This window comes from Actinoplanes lutulentus (assembly GCF_003259845.1).
Classification (GTDB): Bacteria; Actinomycetota; Actinomycetes; order Mycobacteriales; family Micromonosporaceae; genus Actinoplanes; species Actinoplanes lutulentus.
The window spans coordinates 778,643-795,729 of the sequence record NZ_QLMJ01000001.1 but is presented as its reverse complement, the minus strand read 5'-3'; the positions used below and the strand labels follow the sequence as shown (position 1 = coordinate 795,729).

At 69.9% G+C, this 17,087-nt stretch carries 17 protein-coding genes; 11 read left to right on the top strand and 6 right to left on the bottom strand.

Annotation, left to right across the window (positions count from 1 at the left end):
- Window positions 1-372: 372 nt before the first annotated feature.
- The 6 genes from B0I29_RS03350 to B0I29_RS03325 form a co-directional block, all read right to left on the bottom strand.
- The gene (locus tag B0I29_RS03350) at window positions 373-1,848 is read right to left on the bottom strand and encodes a hypothetical protein (RefSeq protein ID WP_111647281.1); all 1,476 of its coding nucleotides are present in this window, start codon (window positions 1,846-1,848) and stop codon (window positions 373-375) included.
- Complete coding sequence (locus tag B0I29_RS03345) at window positions 1,845-2,696, bottom strand: hypothetical protein (RefSeq protein WP_111647280.1); 852 nt, start codon at window positions 2,694-2,696, stop codon at window positions 1,845-1,847. Before B0I29_RS03345 ends, B0I29_RS03350 begins: the two co-directional genes overlap by 4 nt.
- A gap of 50 nt (window positions 2,697-2,746) precedes the next feature.
- Window positions 2,747-3,055 carry a DUF3349 domain-containing protein gene (locus B0I29_RS03340; protein WP_111647279.1) on the bottom strand — a complete coding sequence of 103 codons (309 nt, stop codon included), beginning with the start codon at window positions 3,053-3,055 and terminating at the stop codon, window positions 2,747-2,749.
- A gap of 3 nt (window positions 3,056-3,058) precedes the next feature.
- Complete coding sequence (locus B0I29_RS03335) at window positions 3,059-3,373, bottom strand: hypothetical protein (RefSeq protein WP_111647278.1); 315 nt, start codon at window positions 3,371-3,373, stop codon at window positions 3,059-3,061.
- The gene (locus tag B0I29_RS03330; RefSeq protein WP_111647277.1) at window positions 3,370-4,587 is read right to left on the bottom strand and encodes an inorganic phosphate transporter; all 1,218 of its coding nucleotides are present in this window, start codon (window positions 4,585-4,587) and stop codon (window positions 3,370-3,372) included. The genes B0I29_RS03335 and B0I29_RS03330 overlap by 4 nt, the downstream gene beginning before the upstream one ends.
- Before the next feature lie 107 nt (window positions 4,588-4,694).
- A complete protein-coding gene (locus tag B0I29_RS03325) occupies window positions 4,695-5,519 on the bottom strand; it encodes an SGNH/GDSL hydrolase family protein (RefSeq protein WP_146616704.1) in 825 nt (274 codons plus the stop codon).
- A gap of 58 nt (window positions 5,520-5,577) precedes the next feature.
- On the opposite strand from B0I29_RS03325, the gene B0I29_RS03320 reads away from it, so the two are divergent.
- The 11 genes from B0I29_RS03320 to B0I29_RS03270 all read left to right on the top strand — a co-directional run bounded on the left by B0I29_RS03320 (window position 5,578) and on the right by B0I29_RS03270 (window position 17,066).
- Window positions 5,578-5,877: an Rdx family protein gene (locus tag B0I29_RS03320; RefSeq protein ID WP_245972184.1), complete on the top strand. Its 300-nt coding sequence runs from the start codon at window positions 5,578-5,580 to the stop codon at window positions 5,875-5,877.
- Between the two features lie 34 nt (window positions 5,878-5,911).
- Complete coding sequence (locus B0I29_RS03315; RefSeq protein ID WP_111647275.1) at window positions 5,912-7,012, top strand: calcium:cation antiporter; 1,101 nt, start codon at window positions 5,912-5,914, stop codon at window positions 7,010-7,012.
- A 51-nt stretch (window positions 7,013-7,063) separates the two neighbouring features.
- Window positions 7,064-8,032 carry a permease gene (locus B0I29_RS03310; protein ID WP_245972169.1) on the top strand — a complete coding sequence of 323 codons (969 nt, stop codon included), beginning with the start codon at window positions 7,064-7,066 and terminating at the stop codon, window positions 8,030-8,032.
- On the top strand, window positions 8,029-8,787 hold the full coding sequence (locus B0I29_RS03305; protein WP_111647273.1) for a TIGR03943 family putative permease subunit: 759 nt from the start codon (window positions 8,029-8,031) through the stop codon (window positions 8,785-8,787). The genes B0I29_RS03310 and B0I29_RS03305 overlap by 4 nt, the downstream gene beginning before the upstream one ends.
- Window positions 8,784-9,824, top strand: coding sequence for a hypothetical protein (locus tag B0I29_RS03300; RefSeq protein WP_111647272.1), 1,041 nt, complete (start codon window positions 8,784-8,786; stop codon window positions 9,822-9,824). The genes B0I29_RS03305 and B0I29_RS03300 overlap by 4 nt, the downstream gene beginning before the upstream one ends.
- Before the next feature lie 90 nt (window positions 9,825-9,914).
- Window positions 9,915-11,375 carry a type III PLP-dependent enzyme domain-containing protein gene (locus B0I29_RS03295; RefSeq protein WP_111647271.1) on the top strand — a complete coding sequence of 487 codons (1,461 nt, stop codon included), beginning with the start codon at window positions 9,915-9,917 and terminating at the stop codon, window positions 11,373-11,375.
- Window positions 11,372-12,676, top strand: a complete 1,305-nt coding sequence (locus B0I29_RS03290; protein ID WP_111647270.1) for a pyridoxal-phosphate dependent enzyme — start codon at window positions 11,372-11,374, stop codon at window positions 12,674-12,676. The genes B0I29_RS03295 and B0I29_RS03290 overlap by 4 nt, the downstream gene beginning before the upstream one ends.
- 2 nt (window positions 12,677-12,678) lie before the next feature.
- Window positions 12,679-13,827 carry an aminotransferase class V-fold PLP-dependent enzyme gene (locus B0I29_RS03285; RefSeq protein WP_181557667.1) on the top strand — a complete coding sequence of 383 codons (1,149 nt, stop codon included), beginning with the start codon at window positions 12,679-12,681 and terminating at the stop codon, window positions 13,825-13,827.
- Window positions 13,828-14,698: 871 nt separating this feature from the next.
- Entirely contained in the window at window positions 14,699-15,343 is a 645-nt protein-coding gene (locus B0I29_RS03280; RefSeq protein WP_375790583.1) for a copper chaperone PCu(A)C, read from the top strand.
- Window positions 15,344-15,345: 2 nt separating this feature from the next.
- On the top strand, window positions 15,346-16,512 hold the full coding sequence (locus B0I29_RS03275) for a Dyp-type peroxidase (protein WP_111647369.1): 1,167 nt from the start codon (window positions 15,346-15,348) through the stop codon (window positions 16,510-16,512).
- On the top strand, window positions 16,482-17,066 hold the full coding sequence (locus B0I29_RS03270) for a copper resistance CopC family protein (RefSeq protein WP_375790582.1): 585 nt from the start codon (window positions 16,482-16,484) through the stop codon (window positions 17,064-17,066). The genes B0I29_RS03275 and B0I29_RS03270 overlap by 31 nt, the downstream gene beginning before the upstream one ends.
- The last annotated feature ends 21 nt before the right edge of the window (window positions 17,067-17,087 follow it).

Below are 17,087 nucleotides of genomic sequence, written 5' to 3'. Positions count from 1 at the left end.
CCACGCGCTTTCTCGAATACGGGATCAAGCGGCCCCACAACCGCATCAACCACCTCAAGCCCCCCTCGCCACCTGCGGCCCCTCCCGCCGGCGCCCACCACCCAACCTCCGGCGTCCCCTAACCCCAAACCCACCCCACCCGCCACCCGCTTCGTTTCCGCCCCAACCACAAGCCGGCCGCCCCCAGCTCGCGCTCGCGGTCGCGTTTTAGCCCCCCACACGACCACAAGCGCAAGCCGGGCGGGCGCGGCTCGCGCTCGCGGTCGTGTTCCCGGCTTCCGCGCGACCGCGAGCGCGAGCCGGCCCCACGAGCGGCCCGCCGGGGACGCGCCGGCCTTGGCGAATCTTCGGCGGCGTTCGACCGCCAGGGGCTCAGCTTTTGCGGATTTGGTGGAGGGCGGTTCGGGCGGCCTTCTTGCCGGTGCGTAGCGCGCCCCGTACCGCCGTCGCCGCTCGGCCCGGGACGGTGCCCTTGAGCAGCGCGATGATCCGGTAGGCCCGGGCCAGTTCGGTGTCTCGGGCGGCGAGTCTCTCCTCGTACCAATTGATCGTGGTCCGTGCCTCGCCGAGCTCGCGTGCCAGACGGTCGTGAGCCGCCGCGACCTCGCGGAATGCTTCGACGCCGGGCCGGATCGCGGCGCCGCCGGCTGCCGCTTCGATGCCGGCCATGGCTTCGATCAGCTCGGCCAGGTCGCCCGGCGCCGCTTCGATGAAGTGCCGCAGCGCCGGCCCCGGATCCTGGCTCTCGCCCAGGCCGAGATCGTGCAGCCGCCCGTCGCCGTCCACCACGATCTCGTCGGCGTCGATTCCGGCGAGCTCCCCGCCCTGCCACGCGGTCAGCAGCGCCCGCAGCGCCGGCAGATCCCGGCCGCGAGCAGCGTCAAGCAGGGCATCGAGCAGGTTCCACCCGATGGGCACGGGCGAGGGCGCATCGAGCAAGTTCCGGCCGGTGGGCACCGGGGACGGGGCGTCCGGGTTTGTGGCCTGCTGGATCCAGCCCTGTGATGTCCGATTCAGATGGTGGATCGGGCCGGATTCGGTCGCCAGCACCACCTCCGGCAGTGTCGCCTGCCCGCCCTTGGCGGCCAGCACGAACCAGCCCGGCGCAAGGTCCGCGGCCAGGTCACTGTTCAGCATTTGTACGGCAACCGGCCGCGGATCCGCCAGCACCGGCCCTTCCGGAGTGCCCGCGCGACGCAGAGCCCCCGAGAAGAACCCGTGCAGCGAACGATCAGCCAGAGCCGCCGAGCTGGCCAGCAGGCGGGGCGACCGCGGCGAAGGGTAAGCCGCATAGTCCCGCAGCACGGACATCCCGGCGCCCACGATTCGCTCCCGCAGCTGGGGGAGTCCGGCCGGAGCCCCTCGGTCACCCGCTGCCCAGTCGCCGGAGCCCGGTTCCTCGGACAGGGCCAGCAGCCGGTGCAGGCCGGCCGGGTTCTCGCAGCCGAGCAGCAGCTGGCCGCCGGGCCGGAGCACCGCCAGCAGCGCGGCGAGCCCGTCCGCCCAGGTCAGGCCGTCGCTCTCGGTCGTGCCGGTCCGGTCCAGGCCGTCGAGGGCGAGCACCGTGTCGTACGCCGGAACAGCCGCCAGCTTCGCCACACTGCCACAGCACACCTCGAAGCCGGCCCGCGACGCATACCGTGCGGCCAGCGCCTCGGCGTCCGGCACACCGCGTACCAGAACGGTGACCTGCCGGGACTGCACCGCGTCGATCAGCGGGAACGAGTGCGGCCCGACGATCAGCGTGTGACCGCGTGCCGCGGCGGCGAGGGTGGCGAGCGCGGCGCCGCCCGCCGGGTCGGTGTCGGACCAGTGCGGCATCTCGCCGCCGAGCAGGAGCGGGATCACGCGACAGCCTCAGGTTCGAGCAGCGGGGGAACGGTTCGGGAGCCGGACCAGCCGAACAACGCTCGCAGCTCGGCCGGAGTCAGTAGCCGGTCAGCGCCGAGCTCGTCGACGGCGACGGCACGCGCCACTTCCGGATCCACCCGGGTGCCGTGCAGCGCGGCCCACTGCCGGCGGATGCGTTGCCGGCCGCCGAACAGGTCCTTCTCGTCGCGCAGCTGCATCGGGTCGCTGTAGACGGCCGGCTCGCACCCGGCGAGCGCGCCGTAGAGCACCGCGCTGCACAGCCGGTTCGACGCCACCCGCTGGTGCCGCAGCAGTTCGCCGAGCTGCCGGTCGAGGAAGCCGGGGTCGAGGTCCTTCCACCAGCCACCCCGATAACCGTGGCAGATCACCCGGAACCCGGCCCGCTCATAACGGCGGCGGACCGAGGCGGTGCGGTACTCCTGCCAGTAGAGGCAGACCGTCACCGGCCCCGGTTCGGTGTCCTTGATGTCGGCGATCAGCCGGTCGTGGTCACCCTGGACGTGCTGGCCCTCCCAGCCGTGGAACGGGTACCAGATGGTGCCCTCCCGCGGCTCCGGGGACGGCGGCGTCATGGCGAGCAGATAGGCCAGGGGAGCGCCGGTCACGTGCACCCGGCGCCGCCCCATCGACCAGGCCCGGCGCCGGGTCCGCTCGCTCCAGACGAACGAGGGGACACCCGGCACGTACTCGTGGTCGGGCGCGAGACCGTCCCCGATGTTCCAGCCGTGCTGCAGGTACCCGCGGATCCGGGGTGGATCACCCGGGAATCCGCAGTACCGGGCCATCACGTACGAGTGGCCGTAGTAGTGGTTGGCGTGGTGCACGACCCATCGAAACGTGCCGAGGCGTCCGCCACGAGAACGTGAGGAGTCCGTCAGTTGTCGGGTGGGTCGGCCAGTGGCCATCCACCGGCTGCCAGGTGCGCGGACACCCGGACGACGTCCTCCGGCGTGGCGTCCTGCAGGACCGTGGTGCTGATCATCTCTTCGATGTCCTGCGCGGTGATCGGGTCCTCGGACTGCGCGGCGAGGTCGCGGGCGATGCCGCGTACCTCGTCCTCGCTGAGCTTGCGCCGCAGCAGCCCGAGCAGCACGACGTAGTCCCGCCGGGGAACACCCTCGGGATATCCGGCGCGCAGCCACCCGACGGCCCGGGTCAGGAAGTTGGAGCGGGATTCGGCCATCGTTCAGTCCTTGCTGACCAGGGTGGGGTACACGTGCTCGAAGCTGAGCTCCTTGCCGAAACCGGTCGCCACGATGAACGTGATGCCCAGGGCCACGCCGAGCAGCACCACGCCGAAGCAGGCGGCGGCACCGATCCGGCCGGCCGGGTGCGGCCGCGGACCGGCGGATCCGGTCGCGTGCACTTCGGCGTCGCCGCCGGTCCCGTACGCCATCGAGCGGATCCCGAACGCGAAGATCGCGGGTAGGCCGGCGCCGATCAGGATGCCGATGAGCAGCACCTTCCAGGCGCTGTCCAGCGCCAGAGTCAGGTTGTTCATGCGTGTTCCTTCGACAGAGAAGCGGGGGCGGGAGCGGGCTGCCACTCGTCGTTGACGTTGTTGTGGTCGATCGGCGTGCGGCGCGAGATCTGGTACATGAATCCGGCCGCGACCAGCAGTAGTGCGAAGACGACGACCGCGCCGGCCACCCCGCCGATCAGGTCGGCGACCAGCCACATGAACGCGCCGGCCAGAGCGGCAGCGGGCAGGGTGATCATCCAGGCGGCGACCATCCGGCCGGCGACCGCCCAGCGGACCTGCGCGCCGGGCCGGCCGACGCCGCTGCCCAGGATCGAGCCGGTCGCGACCTGGGTGGTGGAGAGCGCGAAACCGAGGTGGCTCGACGTGAGGATGACCGTGGCGGCCGCGGACTCGGCGGCGAAGCCCTGCGGCGGCGCGATCTCGACGAGACCCTTGCCCAGGGTGCGGATGATCCGCCAGCCACCGAGGTACGTTCCGAGGGCGATGGCGAGTGCGCAGCTCACGCGTACCCAAATGGGTATGTCGGAGGTGTTGGTCCACTCGCCGGAAGCGATCAACGCGAGGGTGATGACCCCCATGGTCTTCTGGGCGTCGTTGGTGCCGTGGGCGAGCGAGACCAGCGAGGCGCTGCCGATCTGGCCCCAGCGGAAGCCGTTGTCGGTGAAGCGCGCCGCGACCCCGATCGTGATCTTGTAGATGATCCAGGTGCCGACGGCGGCCACCACCCCGGCGACCACCGGTGAGATGAGGGCCGGCAGGACCACCTTGCCGAGGACGCCGTCCAGCTTGCTGCCGTCGCCGGTCCACTTGACACCGGACCAGCCGAGGCCGGCCACGGTGGCGCCGATGATGCCGCCGAACAGCGCGTGCGACGAACTGGACGGCAGGCCGAGCAGCCAGGTCAGCAGGTTCCAGAGAATGCCGCCGATGACGCCGGCCAGCACGATCACCAGCAGGGCCGTGCCGCCGTCGGCGAGCAGTTCTGGCTTCGGTGTGCCGTCCGAGTTCTGGATGTTGACGACGGCGTTGGTCACGGTGAGCGCCACCTCGATGGAGAGGAACGCGCCGACGAGATTGAGCACTGCTGACAGCAGTACGGCGACTTTCGGCCTCAGGGCCCCGGTTGCGATCGACGTCGCCATGGCGTTCGCCGTGTCGTGGAACCCGTTCGTGAAGTCGAAGCCGAGGGCAGTGATGACCACAAGGGTCAGAATCACGAGTGTCTCGGTCACCCCTCGATCGTCATCCCGCCGCGGGGAATCTGCTCATGGGGAAAGCAAGAGTTATCCAGGCATTGCCATGCCTGGATAACTCTATTCATCGAACGCTCAGTTTACTTTCAGCCGGTCACGCTGAGCAGGACCTTTGCGTACGCCTTATAACCGTCAGCGTTCGGGTGAAAGGACTCCGAGACGTTGTCGGCAACCGAGTGGATCCACGGTTCCTTCGTGCACGCCTCGTGGCCCGCGAAGATCACCCGAGCGTCGACATAGGTGAATCCGGGGTGCTTCGACACGGCCGAGGCGATCACCTCAGAGAGGGTGTCGGAAGCCTCGTTGAGCGTCTTGCGGCGCGCGTCGACGAGCGAGTCGCACTTGACCCCGTTGCCCGGGTCGGCGACCAGGTGCGGGTAACCGAGCACGTAGACCTTGGCGTTCGGCGCCTTCTCGCGGATCTCGGTGTAGAGGCCGTCGAGCCCGGTCGGCAGGGTCTTGTCCATCGTGTCGACCGCGAGCTTCACCGAGTCCGCGCAGGTCTTGTCCGAGCCGAGGATGCACTGCTGCAGGGTGGCGACGAAGCCGGCGTCGTTGCCGCCGACGGTCACCGTCACGTACCCGGTCTGCTCGTTGAGCGCCGTGAGCTGACGGCTGCGCACCGTGCCGATCAGCGCGCCGCTGCACGCGTTGTTCACTGTCGCGCCGAGCGCCGTCGTGCCCTTGTCCTCGATCCAGAGCTGCGGGTACGACTTGTCCTTGCTCTGCAGGCAGCTCGTGTCGGCGTAGTCGCCGCCGCCGAGGCCGGCCGCGTACGAGTCACCGAGCGCCACGTAATCCCGGGCGACAACCGCCTGCACGGTCTCGGTGACCTTCTCGTCCGCGCCGCCGCTGCACCCGGTCAGGGTGACCATGACCGCCATGCCGGCCGCGATCCAACCTCGCCTCACACCAACTCCTCATCGCCGTGTTCCGTGCATGATCATGCCGCAGGGATACTTCTTGACTGTGACACCTCGTCTGGAGATCGAATACTGCACCCAGTGCCGCTGGCTGCTGCGCGCCGCCTGGACCGCGCAGGAGCTGCTCACCACGTTCGCCACCGACCTCGGCGAGGTGGCGCTGGTCCCGGGGATCGGCGGCGTCTTCGAGATCCGGCTGGACGGTGAGACGCTCTGGTCGCGCAAGGCCGAGGGCGGGTTCCCGGAGCTGCCGGCGATCAAGCGGATGGTCCGGGACCGCGTCGCGCCGGACCGAGACCTCGGACACAGCGACCGGAAAAAGCCTGAAACATCGGGCGAGAGCTGAGCGCCGCCGCCTCAACTTTGGGAGGGTTGACCCGATGAATCCGAAGATCCTTGCACAGCTCTCCCGCTGGAACGTCTACCTGCCGATCCTCTCCGTCGCGGCACTGATCCTGACGTGGGGCCGCGACCTGCCACCACCGGCCGTGGCCGTCGTCGCGGTGCTGCTCGGTGGCGCCGTGATGGCCGCGGTCCACCACGCCGAGGTCGTCGCGCACCGGGTCGGCGAACCGTACGGATCGCTGATCCTCGCCGTCGCGGTCACCGTGATCGAGGTGGCGCTGATCGTCACCCTGATGATCAGCGGCGGTGAGAAGTCGCAGTCGCTCGCCCGGGACACCGTCTTCGCTGCCGTGATGATCACGGTCAACGGCATCATGGGCATCTCGCTGCTGGTGGGCGCGATCCGCAGGCGGATCGCGGTCTTCAACCCGGAGGGTACGGGCGGAGCGCTGGCCACCGTGGCGGCGATCGCCACGCTGAGCCTGGTGCTGCCGACGTTCACCACGAGCCGCGGCGGACCGCAGTTCTCGCCGGCCCAGCTCGGGTTCGCCGCGGTTGTCTCGCTCGGGCTCTACCTGCTGTTCGTGCTGGTACAGACCCGCCGGCACCGGGACTACTTCATGCCGATCACCACCGAGGGAGAGGTGATCGACGCCGAGGAGCACGCGGAGGGCCCGTCCAGCCGCGACGCCCTGAACAGCCTCGGCCTGCTGCTGCTCGCCCTCGTCTCGGTGGTCGGCCTGGCGAAGGGCATCTCGCCGTCGATCGAGTCCGGCGTGGCCTCGGCCGGCCTGCCGCACGCCGTCGTCGGCGTGGTGATCGCCCTGCTCGTGCTGCTGCCGGAGACCATCGCGGCGGTACGCGCGGCCTCCCGCGACCGGATCCAGACCAGCCTCAACCTGGCACTCGGCTCCGCAATGGCCAGCATTGGATTGACCATCCCGGCGATCGCCGCCGCGATGATCTGGCTGGAGGGCCCGCTGCTGCTCGGCCTCGGCGGCACCCAGGTGGTGCTGCTCGTGCTGACGTTCGTGGTGGGAACGCTGACCGTGGTGCCCGGCCGCGCCAACATCCTCCAGGGCGGCCTGCACCTCGGCCTGCTCGCGGTCTTCCTGTTCCTCGCGGCCAGCCCCTGATCACCCGATCGTGATCCGCCCCTGGAGAGAACCGCCCGGTAAATTCGCACGGTGGCCGAAACCCAGACACTGGACCGCCGGGGAATCGGCTCGGTCGAGGCACTCGCCGCCGCCCTGATCCTTCTGGTGATCTTCCGGGGGCCGCTGTCCGGACTCGTGACCGGACCCCGGCTCCAGGCCTGGACCACCGTGTTCGTCTCGGTGCTGGTCCAGGCCGTGCCGTTCCTGGTTTTCGGCGTACTGCTCTCGGCGATCATCGCGGTCTTCGTGCCGAGCTCGTTCTGGGCCCGGGCGCTGCCGAAACACCCCGCCCTCGCGGTGCCGGCGGCGAGCCTCGCCGGCGTGGTGCTGCCCGGCTGCGAGTGCGGCAGCGTGCCGATCGCCGGGTCGCTGATCCGGCGCGGAGTCACCCCGGCCGCGGCGCTGGCGTTCCTGCTGGCCTCCCCGGCGATCAACCCGATCGTGCTGACCGCCACCGCTGTCGCGTTCCCCGGCAACCCGGAGATGGTCGTGGCCCGCGCCCTGGCCAGCCTCGCGGTCGCGGTCGTGATGGGCTGGCTCTGGCTGCGTCTGGGCCGCGCCGACTGGATCCGGCTGCCGCATCAGCCGGACATCGCCGGCAAGGGCCGCGCGTTCTGGTCGGCCTGCCGGCACGACATGATCCACGCCGGCGGTTACCTGGTGGTCGGCGCCGCGGCTGCCGCGACGATCAGCGTGCTGGTGCCGGAGGCGTGGCTGCAGACCCTCGCGTCGAACCCGGTCCTGTCGATCCTGGCGCTCGCCGTCCTGGCCGTACTGTTGTCGATCTGCAGTGAGGCGGACGCCTTCGTGGCCGCGTCGCTGTCGCAGTTCTCGCTCACGTCCCGGCTGGTCTTCCTGGTGGTCGGCCCGATGGTCGACCTCAAGCTGATCGCGATGCAGACCGGCGTCTTCGGCCGCCGTTTCGCGTCCCGCTTCGCCCCGGCGACGTTCGCGCTCGCGGTCCTGGCCGGCTCACTCACCGGATGGATCCTGCTGTGAACAAGCAGGCCCAGGCGGTCGTCCTGCTGCTCTTCGGCGGCGCGATCCTCAAAGCGTCCTGGACCGATCTCTATCTGCGTTACGTCAAGGAGGGCCTGCGGCCCTTCCTCCTCCTGACGGGCGCCTTCTTGGTGGTCACCTCCCTCATGACCCTTTGGTACGAGTACCGGCCCGCAAGTCCACCGCAGGATGCCCCAGACGACGGCCGAGGTGACGGCGACAGCGACGGGCATGGGCATGGCGACGGGCACGGGCATGGGCATGAGCCCCGGGTCGGCTGGCTGCTCCTGCTGCCGGTGGTCGGCCTGCTGCTGGTCGCGCCGCCGGCCCTCGGCGCCTTCACAGCCGACCAGTCCGGAAGCCTGCCGGCCGCCGCCGAGTCCGATTACGGCCCGCTGCCCGAGGGCGATCCGGTACCGGTGGGCCTGCTCGACTACGCGTCCCGCAGCATCTACGACGACGGGCGCAGCCTGACCGGCCGCCGCCTGGAGCTGACCGGCTTCGTCGCCACCGGCCCGGACGGCGCCCCGATGCTCGCCCGGATCGTGGTGAGTTGCTGCGCGGCGGACGGCCGCCCGATCAAGGTGGGCCTGACGGGAGGCCCGGCTCTGGACGTCCCCTCAGGCACGTGGCTGAGGGTGACCGGCCGGCACAGCCCGCAACGAACAAAGGACCCGGTCAACCAGGCAGACATCGCCTACCTGGAGGTTGAACAGTGGCAGCCGATCACCCCGCCGAAGCAGCAGTACGAGTGAAGCCGACAAGGGCTCCCCGCCTCGGCCTGATCGTCGCTCTGCTGGCCGCGGTGGCGCTGCTGGCCGGTGGCCTGCCCGACCAGAAGTCCGCCACACCGCCGGCCGTGACCCGGCCCACGCCGGCGCAGGCCTGGCCGCAAGCCGCCCGCGCCGACCTGCGCGACCTGGGCCTGGACCCGCTGCTCTTCCTGGACGCGACCACCCCAGTGGGCACGACCGAGGAGGGCGAGTTCCTCCGGCTGATGCTCAAGGACCGCCAGATCAGGCGCCTGCCCGCGAGCGCCCGTTTCGACAACCTCACCAAGACCGGCAATGAGCTGCTCTGGACCGAGACCTCGGAGGACGGCCGCACCGAGATCTGGGCCTTCGACACCACAGGCGGCAACACCCCGCGGAAACTGACCGCCGACACCGGGAACATCCTGCTCTACGGGACCCAGTACGACCTCGTCGTCGCGGACGGACGCGTCCACTGGGCGGCCGCCGACGACGACAAGGCCACCGAGATCCGCTCGATCGCGCTGACCGGCGGCCCGGTGGGCAAACACGTCGAACAGGGCCAGTGGGCGCTCTCCGCCTGGCCGTGGCTCACCGACGACGTGGGCGGCCAGGCCGGCGAGATCCGGTTGCGCGACATGAAAACCCAGGAGACGCGGACGATCACCGCCGGCCCCGCGGAATGGACCATGTGCAGCCCGGCCTGGTGCCGGGTCATGGTCAACTCCGCGGCCGGCCTGGCCCGTATCGACCTGATGCGCCCGGACGGCTCCGAGCGCCGCCGCATCGCCGGCCCCGGAACGCAGGCCGCGGTCAACGACGTCGCCGTCCTGGACCGCTTCGAGATCCTCTCCGAGCCGCGCCCGGACTCCGACCTCACCGGCACGGCCGGCCTGATCGTCCACGATGTCCGCACCGGGACGACGGTCACCCTCTCGGTCGCCGCCGACCTCGCCGCGAGCCGCGACGGGATGCTCTGGTGGTCGACCGGCAGCCGGGAGGCGACATTGTGGCACACATTGGACCTCCGGACCGCGTGAGAAAACGCTCCGTGTTCACTCTTTTGCGGAGAGTGGTCACGTCGGTTAGGTTGGGAATGCGCCGGAGAGACCTCCCCGGGAGTCGCCACAATGCTGTACCTGAAACCGAGAATCGATCCGCTCACCCAATCCGTTCTCGATGACGGCGCACTGCTGGGACGGCTGGTGGACGGCCTCGGCTCACCACTCAACGTGGTCCTTCCGCAGCGTGTCGGTGCGAACGTCGCCGCCTTCCGCGACGCGTACCGAAGGCATCGCCTCAACGGACGGATCTACTTCGCGCACAAGGCCAACCGCTCGTCGGCGTTGCTGCGGCAGTTCGCCGCGACCGAGGCCGGCGTCGACGTCGCCTCGGTGGGCGAGCTCCAGCACGCCCTCGGCGCCGGATTCACCCCCGACCGGATCATGGCGACCGGCCCGAAGACCCGCGAGTACCTCTGGCTCGCCGCCCGCACCGGCGTGATCGTCAACGCCGACTCACCGGCCGAGCTGAGCGAGCTGGCTTCGCTGGTGGCAGCCTTCCGGCTGCCGCGGGCGCGGGCCATGGTGCGCCTGTCACGCTTTCAATCTTCGGGGGTACGGGTCCAGAGCAGGCGCAGCAGGTTCGGGTTTCCGGCGGGGTCGCTCACCGAAACCTTGGACCTGCTCGGCAAACACGGTGACCACGTGGAACTCGTCGGTGTCGCGTACCACCTGGACACCGTGGAGCTGCGGGAGAAAGCCGTCGCCCTGGAGGGCTGCCTCGCGGCGCTCGACGAGTGCCGCGCGCGGGGACTGCGCCCGTGGTCGCTGGACATCGGCGGCGGCTTCGGCGTGAACTACCTGGCTGACGCGGGCGAGTGGGAGCGGTACACCTCCGAGCTGGCCCAGGCCGTGCTCGGCAACCGGCCGCCGATGACCTGGGGCGGCCATGGGTACGGGCTACGCGCCGAATCCGGCACCCTGCGCGGCTCACTTGCCCTCTATCCGGCGCACCGACCGGTCGCCGGCGCCGATTACTTGGACAAACTGCTCGGCACCGACGCACCGGACCGGCGCCGCCCGCTCGGCGAGCTGCTGCTGGACCACATGTACGACCTCGACGTCGAACCCGGCCGGGCCCTGCTCGACCAGTGCGGCCTGACCGTCGCCCGGGTGCTCGAGGTGCGCGACGACGGCGACGACGTGCTGGTCCGCCTGGACTGCAACGCCCGGGACGTGTCACTGGAGGAGCACGGCGTACTCATGGACCCCGTACTTGTGCCTCGGTTACGCGTACCCAAGGAGGAGCCGGCGGCGGACCGCTCAGAGGGAGTTTTCCTGCTCGGGAATTTGTGTCTGGAGTCGGACTTGATCACCCGGCGCAAGGTCCATCTGCCGAGGCGGCCGCAGGCCGGCGACCTGCTGGCGTTCGTGAACACGGCCGGTTACCTGATGGATTTCACCGCGACCGATGCGCTGCTCGCGCCGCAGGGTCGCAAGGTGGCGATTCATCGGACCGGTGACGGGGCGTGGTCGTGGCACCTCGACGAGAACTACTGGCCGATCCATTCGCAGCCGGAGGTTTCATGAAATATGACGACATCACGGAAGCCATCGGGAACACGCCGCTGGTCCGGATCGATCCGGAAGTGCACGGGCTGCGCAACATCGATCTCTACGCCAAGCTGGAACTGCTCAACCCGTTCGGGTCGGTGAAGGATCGGGCCGCGTGGAGCATGCTGCGCCCGATGCTCGGCGACGCGGTCCGGCGCGGCGACACCGTCGTCGAGCTCTCCAGCGGCAACACCGCGAAAGCCCTGGCGCTGCTCGCCGGGATGCACGGCCTGCCGTTCCGCAGCGTCACCAACCGGATGAAGATCCCGGAGATCAAGGATCTTCTGCTGCTGCTCGGCGCGGAGATCGACGAACTGCCCGGCCGGTCCGAATGCCTCGACCCGGCGGACACCGACGACCCGCTCACCCGGATGTATCGCACGCTGCAGACCAGCGGCGAGGGTTATGTGCACACCGACCAGTACTTCAACGAGCGCAACGCCGACGCGCACTTCTCCGGCACCGGCCAGGAGATCGTCAAGGATCTGGACGGGCGGGCGCCGGACTACTTCGTCGCCTGCGTCGGCACGGCCGGCTCGTCGACCGGGGTGGCGCGGGCGCTGCGGGCGCACGGCGCGGACACCACGATCGTCGGCCTGGTCGCCGCCAAGAGCGACTTCATCCCCGGCATCCGGACCATCGACGAGGTGCACGAGGTCGGCCTCTTCGACCCGGGTACCTACGACGCCATCGAGACGATCAGCGCGGACGAGGCGATCGACGGGCTGCTCACGCTGGTGCGGCGCTGCGGCACGCTGTCCGGGCCGACCGGGGGCGGGGCTTATCAGGGGGCGGTGCGCTATTTGCGTACGATTGATGGGTCTTTGACGTCGCGCAAGTCCGCGGTTTTCATCGTGTGCGATCGGGTGGAGAGCTACCTCAGTTATCTGCGGGAGCGGCGGCCGGCGTTGTTCGGCAGGCCGGCGCGGGCGAATTCGCTCGGCTCGCTCTCGGCGGGAGAGATCGCCGGGGCGCCGTCAGTCACTGTGGGTGCCTCGCTGGAGGGGTGTCTCGTGGTGGATCTGCGCAGCTCATATGCCTATCAGGCGCTGCACATCGACGGCTCGATCAACATCGGTGAGGACGTCTTCGAGACGATGCTGAGCGCCGGGTTGCCGTTCAGCCGGCGGCAGCCCGTGGTGCTGGTGTGTCCGGTGGGGGAGAAGTCGGCGGCGTTCGCGGCGCTGCTCACGCGGATGGGGCATCCGGACGCGCGGTCGCTGGCGGGCGGGATCATCGCCTGGCGGGATGCCGGGGCTCCGCTGGTGCGGGACTGAGCATGTCGTCGTGGCACCGGGGAATTCGAGCGCAGTTTCCGATGATTGTCGGGAATCCTGATGTGGCTTATCTGGACAGTGCGGCTACGTCGCAAAAGCCGCAGGTAGTGCTTGATACGGTTTTTTCGTATTTGACCACTGGGAACGCTAATGCTGCTCGGGGGACGTATCCGTGGGCTAATCGGACGACGGCTCGTATTGTGGGAGCGGCTTCACGGTTGCGCGCCTTTTTATCCGATTTTTCGGATATTTCGGGTGTGCATTTTGTCAGCGGGACCACCGAGGGGTTACGTGCCGTAGCCCGGGACTGGCTGCTCCCGCAATTGCGTCCCGGCGACGAGATCCTGGTGCCCTTCGCCGATCACACTGCGAACCTGCTGCCCTGGCAGGAAGCGGCCGCGCTCTCCGGTGCCACGGTCCGGGCGCTGCCGTACGACGCGGCGCACGATTACGCCACCCGCACGCTGGAGGTCGGTCCGCGTACCCGGCTGATCGCCGCCACCCACGTGCACCACGTGTACGGCAACGACATGAACGTGCACCGCCTGCGGGCCCTCGCCCCCGACGTGCCGATCTGCCTGGACGCCGCGCAGAGCTTCGGCCACCTGCCTCTCTCGGTGGCATCGTTGGACGTGGACTTCGTGGTGTTCTCCGGCCACAAGGCGATGGCCCTGCCCGGCACCGGGGCGGTCTGGTCCCGCAACACCCGAGGCCCGGCGTTCGTCCCGGCGGGCTGGAGCGGCTCACCCAACACGAGCGGCATCATCAGCCTGGCCGCCGCGATGGACTGGCTCGACGAGGCCGGCCTGTCCCGCATCGAGTCCTGGAACCGTTCCCTCGGGGTGCGGCTGACGACGGGGTTGTCGAAGCTGCCGGCGTTCGAGGTGCTGGGCTGCCAGCAAAGCCTGCTCCCGGACTCGCCGGTGCAGCAGCGGCACGGCATCGTGGCATTCCGGCACCGCGACATCAGCTCGAACGACCTGGGCTTCATCCTGGCAGCCGACGGGCTACTGGTCCGCGCGGACGAGCACTGCCAGGCCCCCGAGGGCGAGAAGACGGCATCGGTGAGGGCGAGTTTCCACGCGTACAACAGCACAGACGAGGTGGACCGCTTGCTGACAGCCCTGACCCGCCTACAAAACTCCTCCTGACCCGACGAGCGGGGTGCCGTGCTGCGCGGCAGGGCGCGTGTTGCACGGCGGGGTGCGTGCTGCACGGTGGCGTGCCCGTGCTGCGCGGCGGGGTGCCGTGCTGCGCGGCAGTGGTGCCGTGCTGCGCGGCAGTGGTGCCGTGCTGCGCGGCAGTGGTGCGTGCTGCGCGGCGGGGTGCGTGCTGCGCGGCGGGGTGCGTGCTGCGTGGCAGGGTGCGCGCCGCGGCCCCGCCCACCGGCTGGGCGTCCGCCGGTACCGCCCCGAGACGCCCGCCCGCCACCGCCCTCCGACGAATCCGCGACGGCCGGCGAGATGCTGACCGCCGGAGCGTTCGCCGAGTTCCGCGACCCGGCCGGCTGTCACTCACGGCTGCCAGCTGCACGTGGCGGCGACCGTGGCGTTCAGCCGGTTCGGGCGGGCTGTCGCTCAGGGCTGCCGGCTGCACATGGCGGCGACCGTGGCGTTCAGCTGAGTGGTGGCTGTCGTCCAGGGCTGCCGGCTGCACATGGCGGCGACCGTGGCGTTCAGCTGAGAGCCGTTGGCTAGCGACCGGCTTGTGCTCAGGGTCGCGTTCACCGTCTCCGCACGACCACAAGGACAAGCCGATCGCCCCCGGCTCGCGCTTACGGTCGCTATTTCGGCTTCCACGCGACCACAAGGACAAGCCGGACAGGAACGGCTCGCGCTTGTGGTCGCGTTTTCGGCCCGTGGGCGGCCGCGAGCACAAGCTGGCCCCTTGAGCGGCCGATCTGGGTGACCGTGAGCACAAGCCCACCCCGCGGGCAGCCGGGCTCGACTTAGTTCATGGGAAGTCTTGGGAACCAATTGGGTTCGGGCGGCGACTAACGGGCGATCCCGAGCACTGAGGAAGATGATGCTGACTGTCGCCCCGTCCCGCCGTACCCGCTCTGCCGTTGTCGCGGCAGTAGCCGCAGCGTTCGCTCTCAGCGGCCTGGCAGGCTGCGCGAACAGCGAAGCAAAAACCGACACGAGCAGCACCGGCACAAGCGGCACCGGCACAAGCACCGCCGCGAACAGCAACGCGAGCAGCGGAACCAACACCGGCACGACCAGCACCGGCACGGACAGCGCCGCCTCGAACACCCTCACCGTCCGGGACCCCTGGGTCAAAGCCGCCGACACCGGCATGACCGCCGCCTTCGCCACCCTGGTCAACAACACCCAAACCGACGTCACCATCGAATCCGCCACGTCCCCCGCCTCGCCGATCGAGCTGCACACCATGGCGATGAAGGACGGCAAGATGGTCATGGAGCCCAAACAAGGCGGCTTCGTGATCAAGGCCGGGGCCACCCACGAGCTCGCGCCCGGCGGCGACCACCTGATGCTGATGAGCCCGTCCGCCGCGGTCAAGCCCGGTGACGAGCTGGCGTTCACGCTCACTCTCGCGGGTGGCGGCACTGTCGCGTTCACCGCGGTCGCGAAGCCGTTCGCGGGCGCGCAGGAGAGCTACGACCCGGGCATGACCATGCCGTCCGCGAGCGCCCACTCGTGACGATCGCGCGCCGCGCCCTACTCGCCGGAGGAGCGGTGGCCGGCCTCGGCGCAGCCGCCGCCGGCGGCGCGGCCTTGGTGGTCCGGCCAGGCGACCCGCTTCCCGCTTCATTCACCAGCCTGGGTACGGGTGAAGCGACCATCGGATTCCACGGCCCACGCCAGGCCGGCGTCACCACGGAGCCACCGGCACACGCCGCGTTCGTGGCGTTGACGCTGAACCGGGGTTCCGACCGCGACACCCTGCGCCGGATGCTGCGCCTGCTCACCGACGACGTGGCCCGCCTCACCCGGGGCGAGCCGGCCCTCGGCGACACGGACGCGCAGCTGGCGGTGTTGCCGGCCGCGCTGACCGTGACGTTCGGGTTCGGCCCGGGGCTCTACCAAGCGGCCGGGCTGACGTCCCCGGTGGCGGACCTGCCCGGTTTCTCGATCGACCGGCTTCAGGACCGCTGGTCCGGCGGTGACCTGCTGCTGCAGATCTGCGCCGACGACGCGCTGACCGTCACGCACACCCAGCGGATGCTGATCAAGGATGCCCGGCCGTTCGCCGCGGTCCGCTGGGTGCAGCGCGGGTTCCGTCGCAGCCCGGGTGTGCATGCGGCCGGATTCACCCAGCGCAACGTGTTCGGGCAGCTGGACGGCACGGCGAACCCGAAGGACGCGGCAATGGAGACCGCGGTCTGGGCGCCGGACGGCAGCACCACCCTGGTGGTCCGCCGGATCCGTACCGAGATCGAGACGTGGGACCTGCTCAGCGTCGCGGACAAGGAGGCGGCGGTGGGCAGACGGATGGATTCCGGCGCGCCGCTGACCGGAACGGCGGAGCACGACGAGCCGGACTTCACCGCCGTCGACGACACCGGGCTGCCGGTGATGCCGGACTTCGCGCACGTGACCAGGGCACACATGACCGATCCGCGGTTCAAGATCCTGCGGCGGCCGTACAACTACGACGAGGCGCCGGACTCCGCGGGGCGACCCGACAGCGGGCTCATTTTCGCCTCGTACCAAGCTGACATCGCCCGCCAGTACCTGCCCATCCAACGGCGACTCGCTGAGAAGGACCTGTTGAACGAATGGACGACACCGATCGGATCCGCCGTTTTCGCCATCCCGCCCGGCTGCTCGGAGGGCGGGTGGATCGGCGAGCGGTTCCTCGACTCCTGATCGCGCTGGCCGCGATGGTCGCCGTGCTGCTGCCCGGCGCGCCGGCCTTCGCGCACAACGCGCTGACCGAGGCGACGCCGGCGAAGAACGCCGAGCTGAAGAAAGCGCCGGACGGCGTCACGCTGAAGTTCCTGCAGAAGCTGAACCCGGATTACACGGTGATCTCGGTCAGCGACGCGGACAAGCAGAAGGTCGCCACGTCGGACCCGGAGATCGACGGCGCGACCGGGAGCGTCACGTTCGACGAGCCGCTCGCCAACGGCGTCTACACGGTCGCCTATCAGGTCGTTTCGACGGACGGTCACACCGTGAAGGGCTCGTACAAGTTCACCCTCGACGACCCGTCGTACGTGGCGCCCACCTCGGCGGCACCGTCCCCGGCCGCGCCGTCCCCGGCCGCCACCGTCTCGCGGGCAGCTCCGGCGGCAGTCGTCGACGCGGAGCCCGCGAGCGACTCCGGCTCGTCGTCCGCACTGGGCTGGATCGCCGGCATCGCAGTACTCGTTTTCGCCGGCCTCGCCGGTTTCCTGTTCATCCGCCGCCGCAAGGCGTGAACCGTCCCCCGTCGCCGCAAG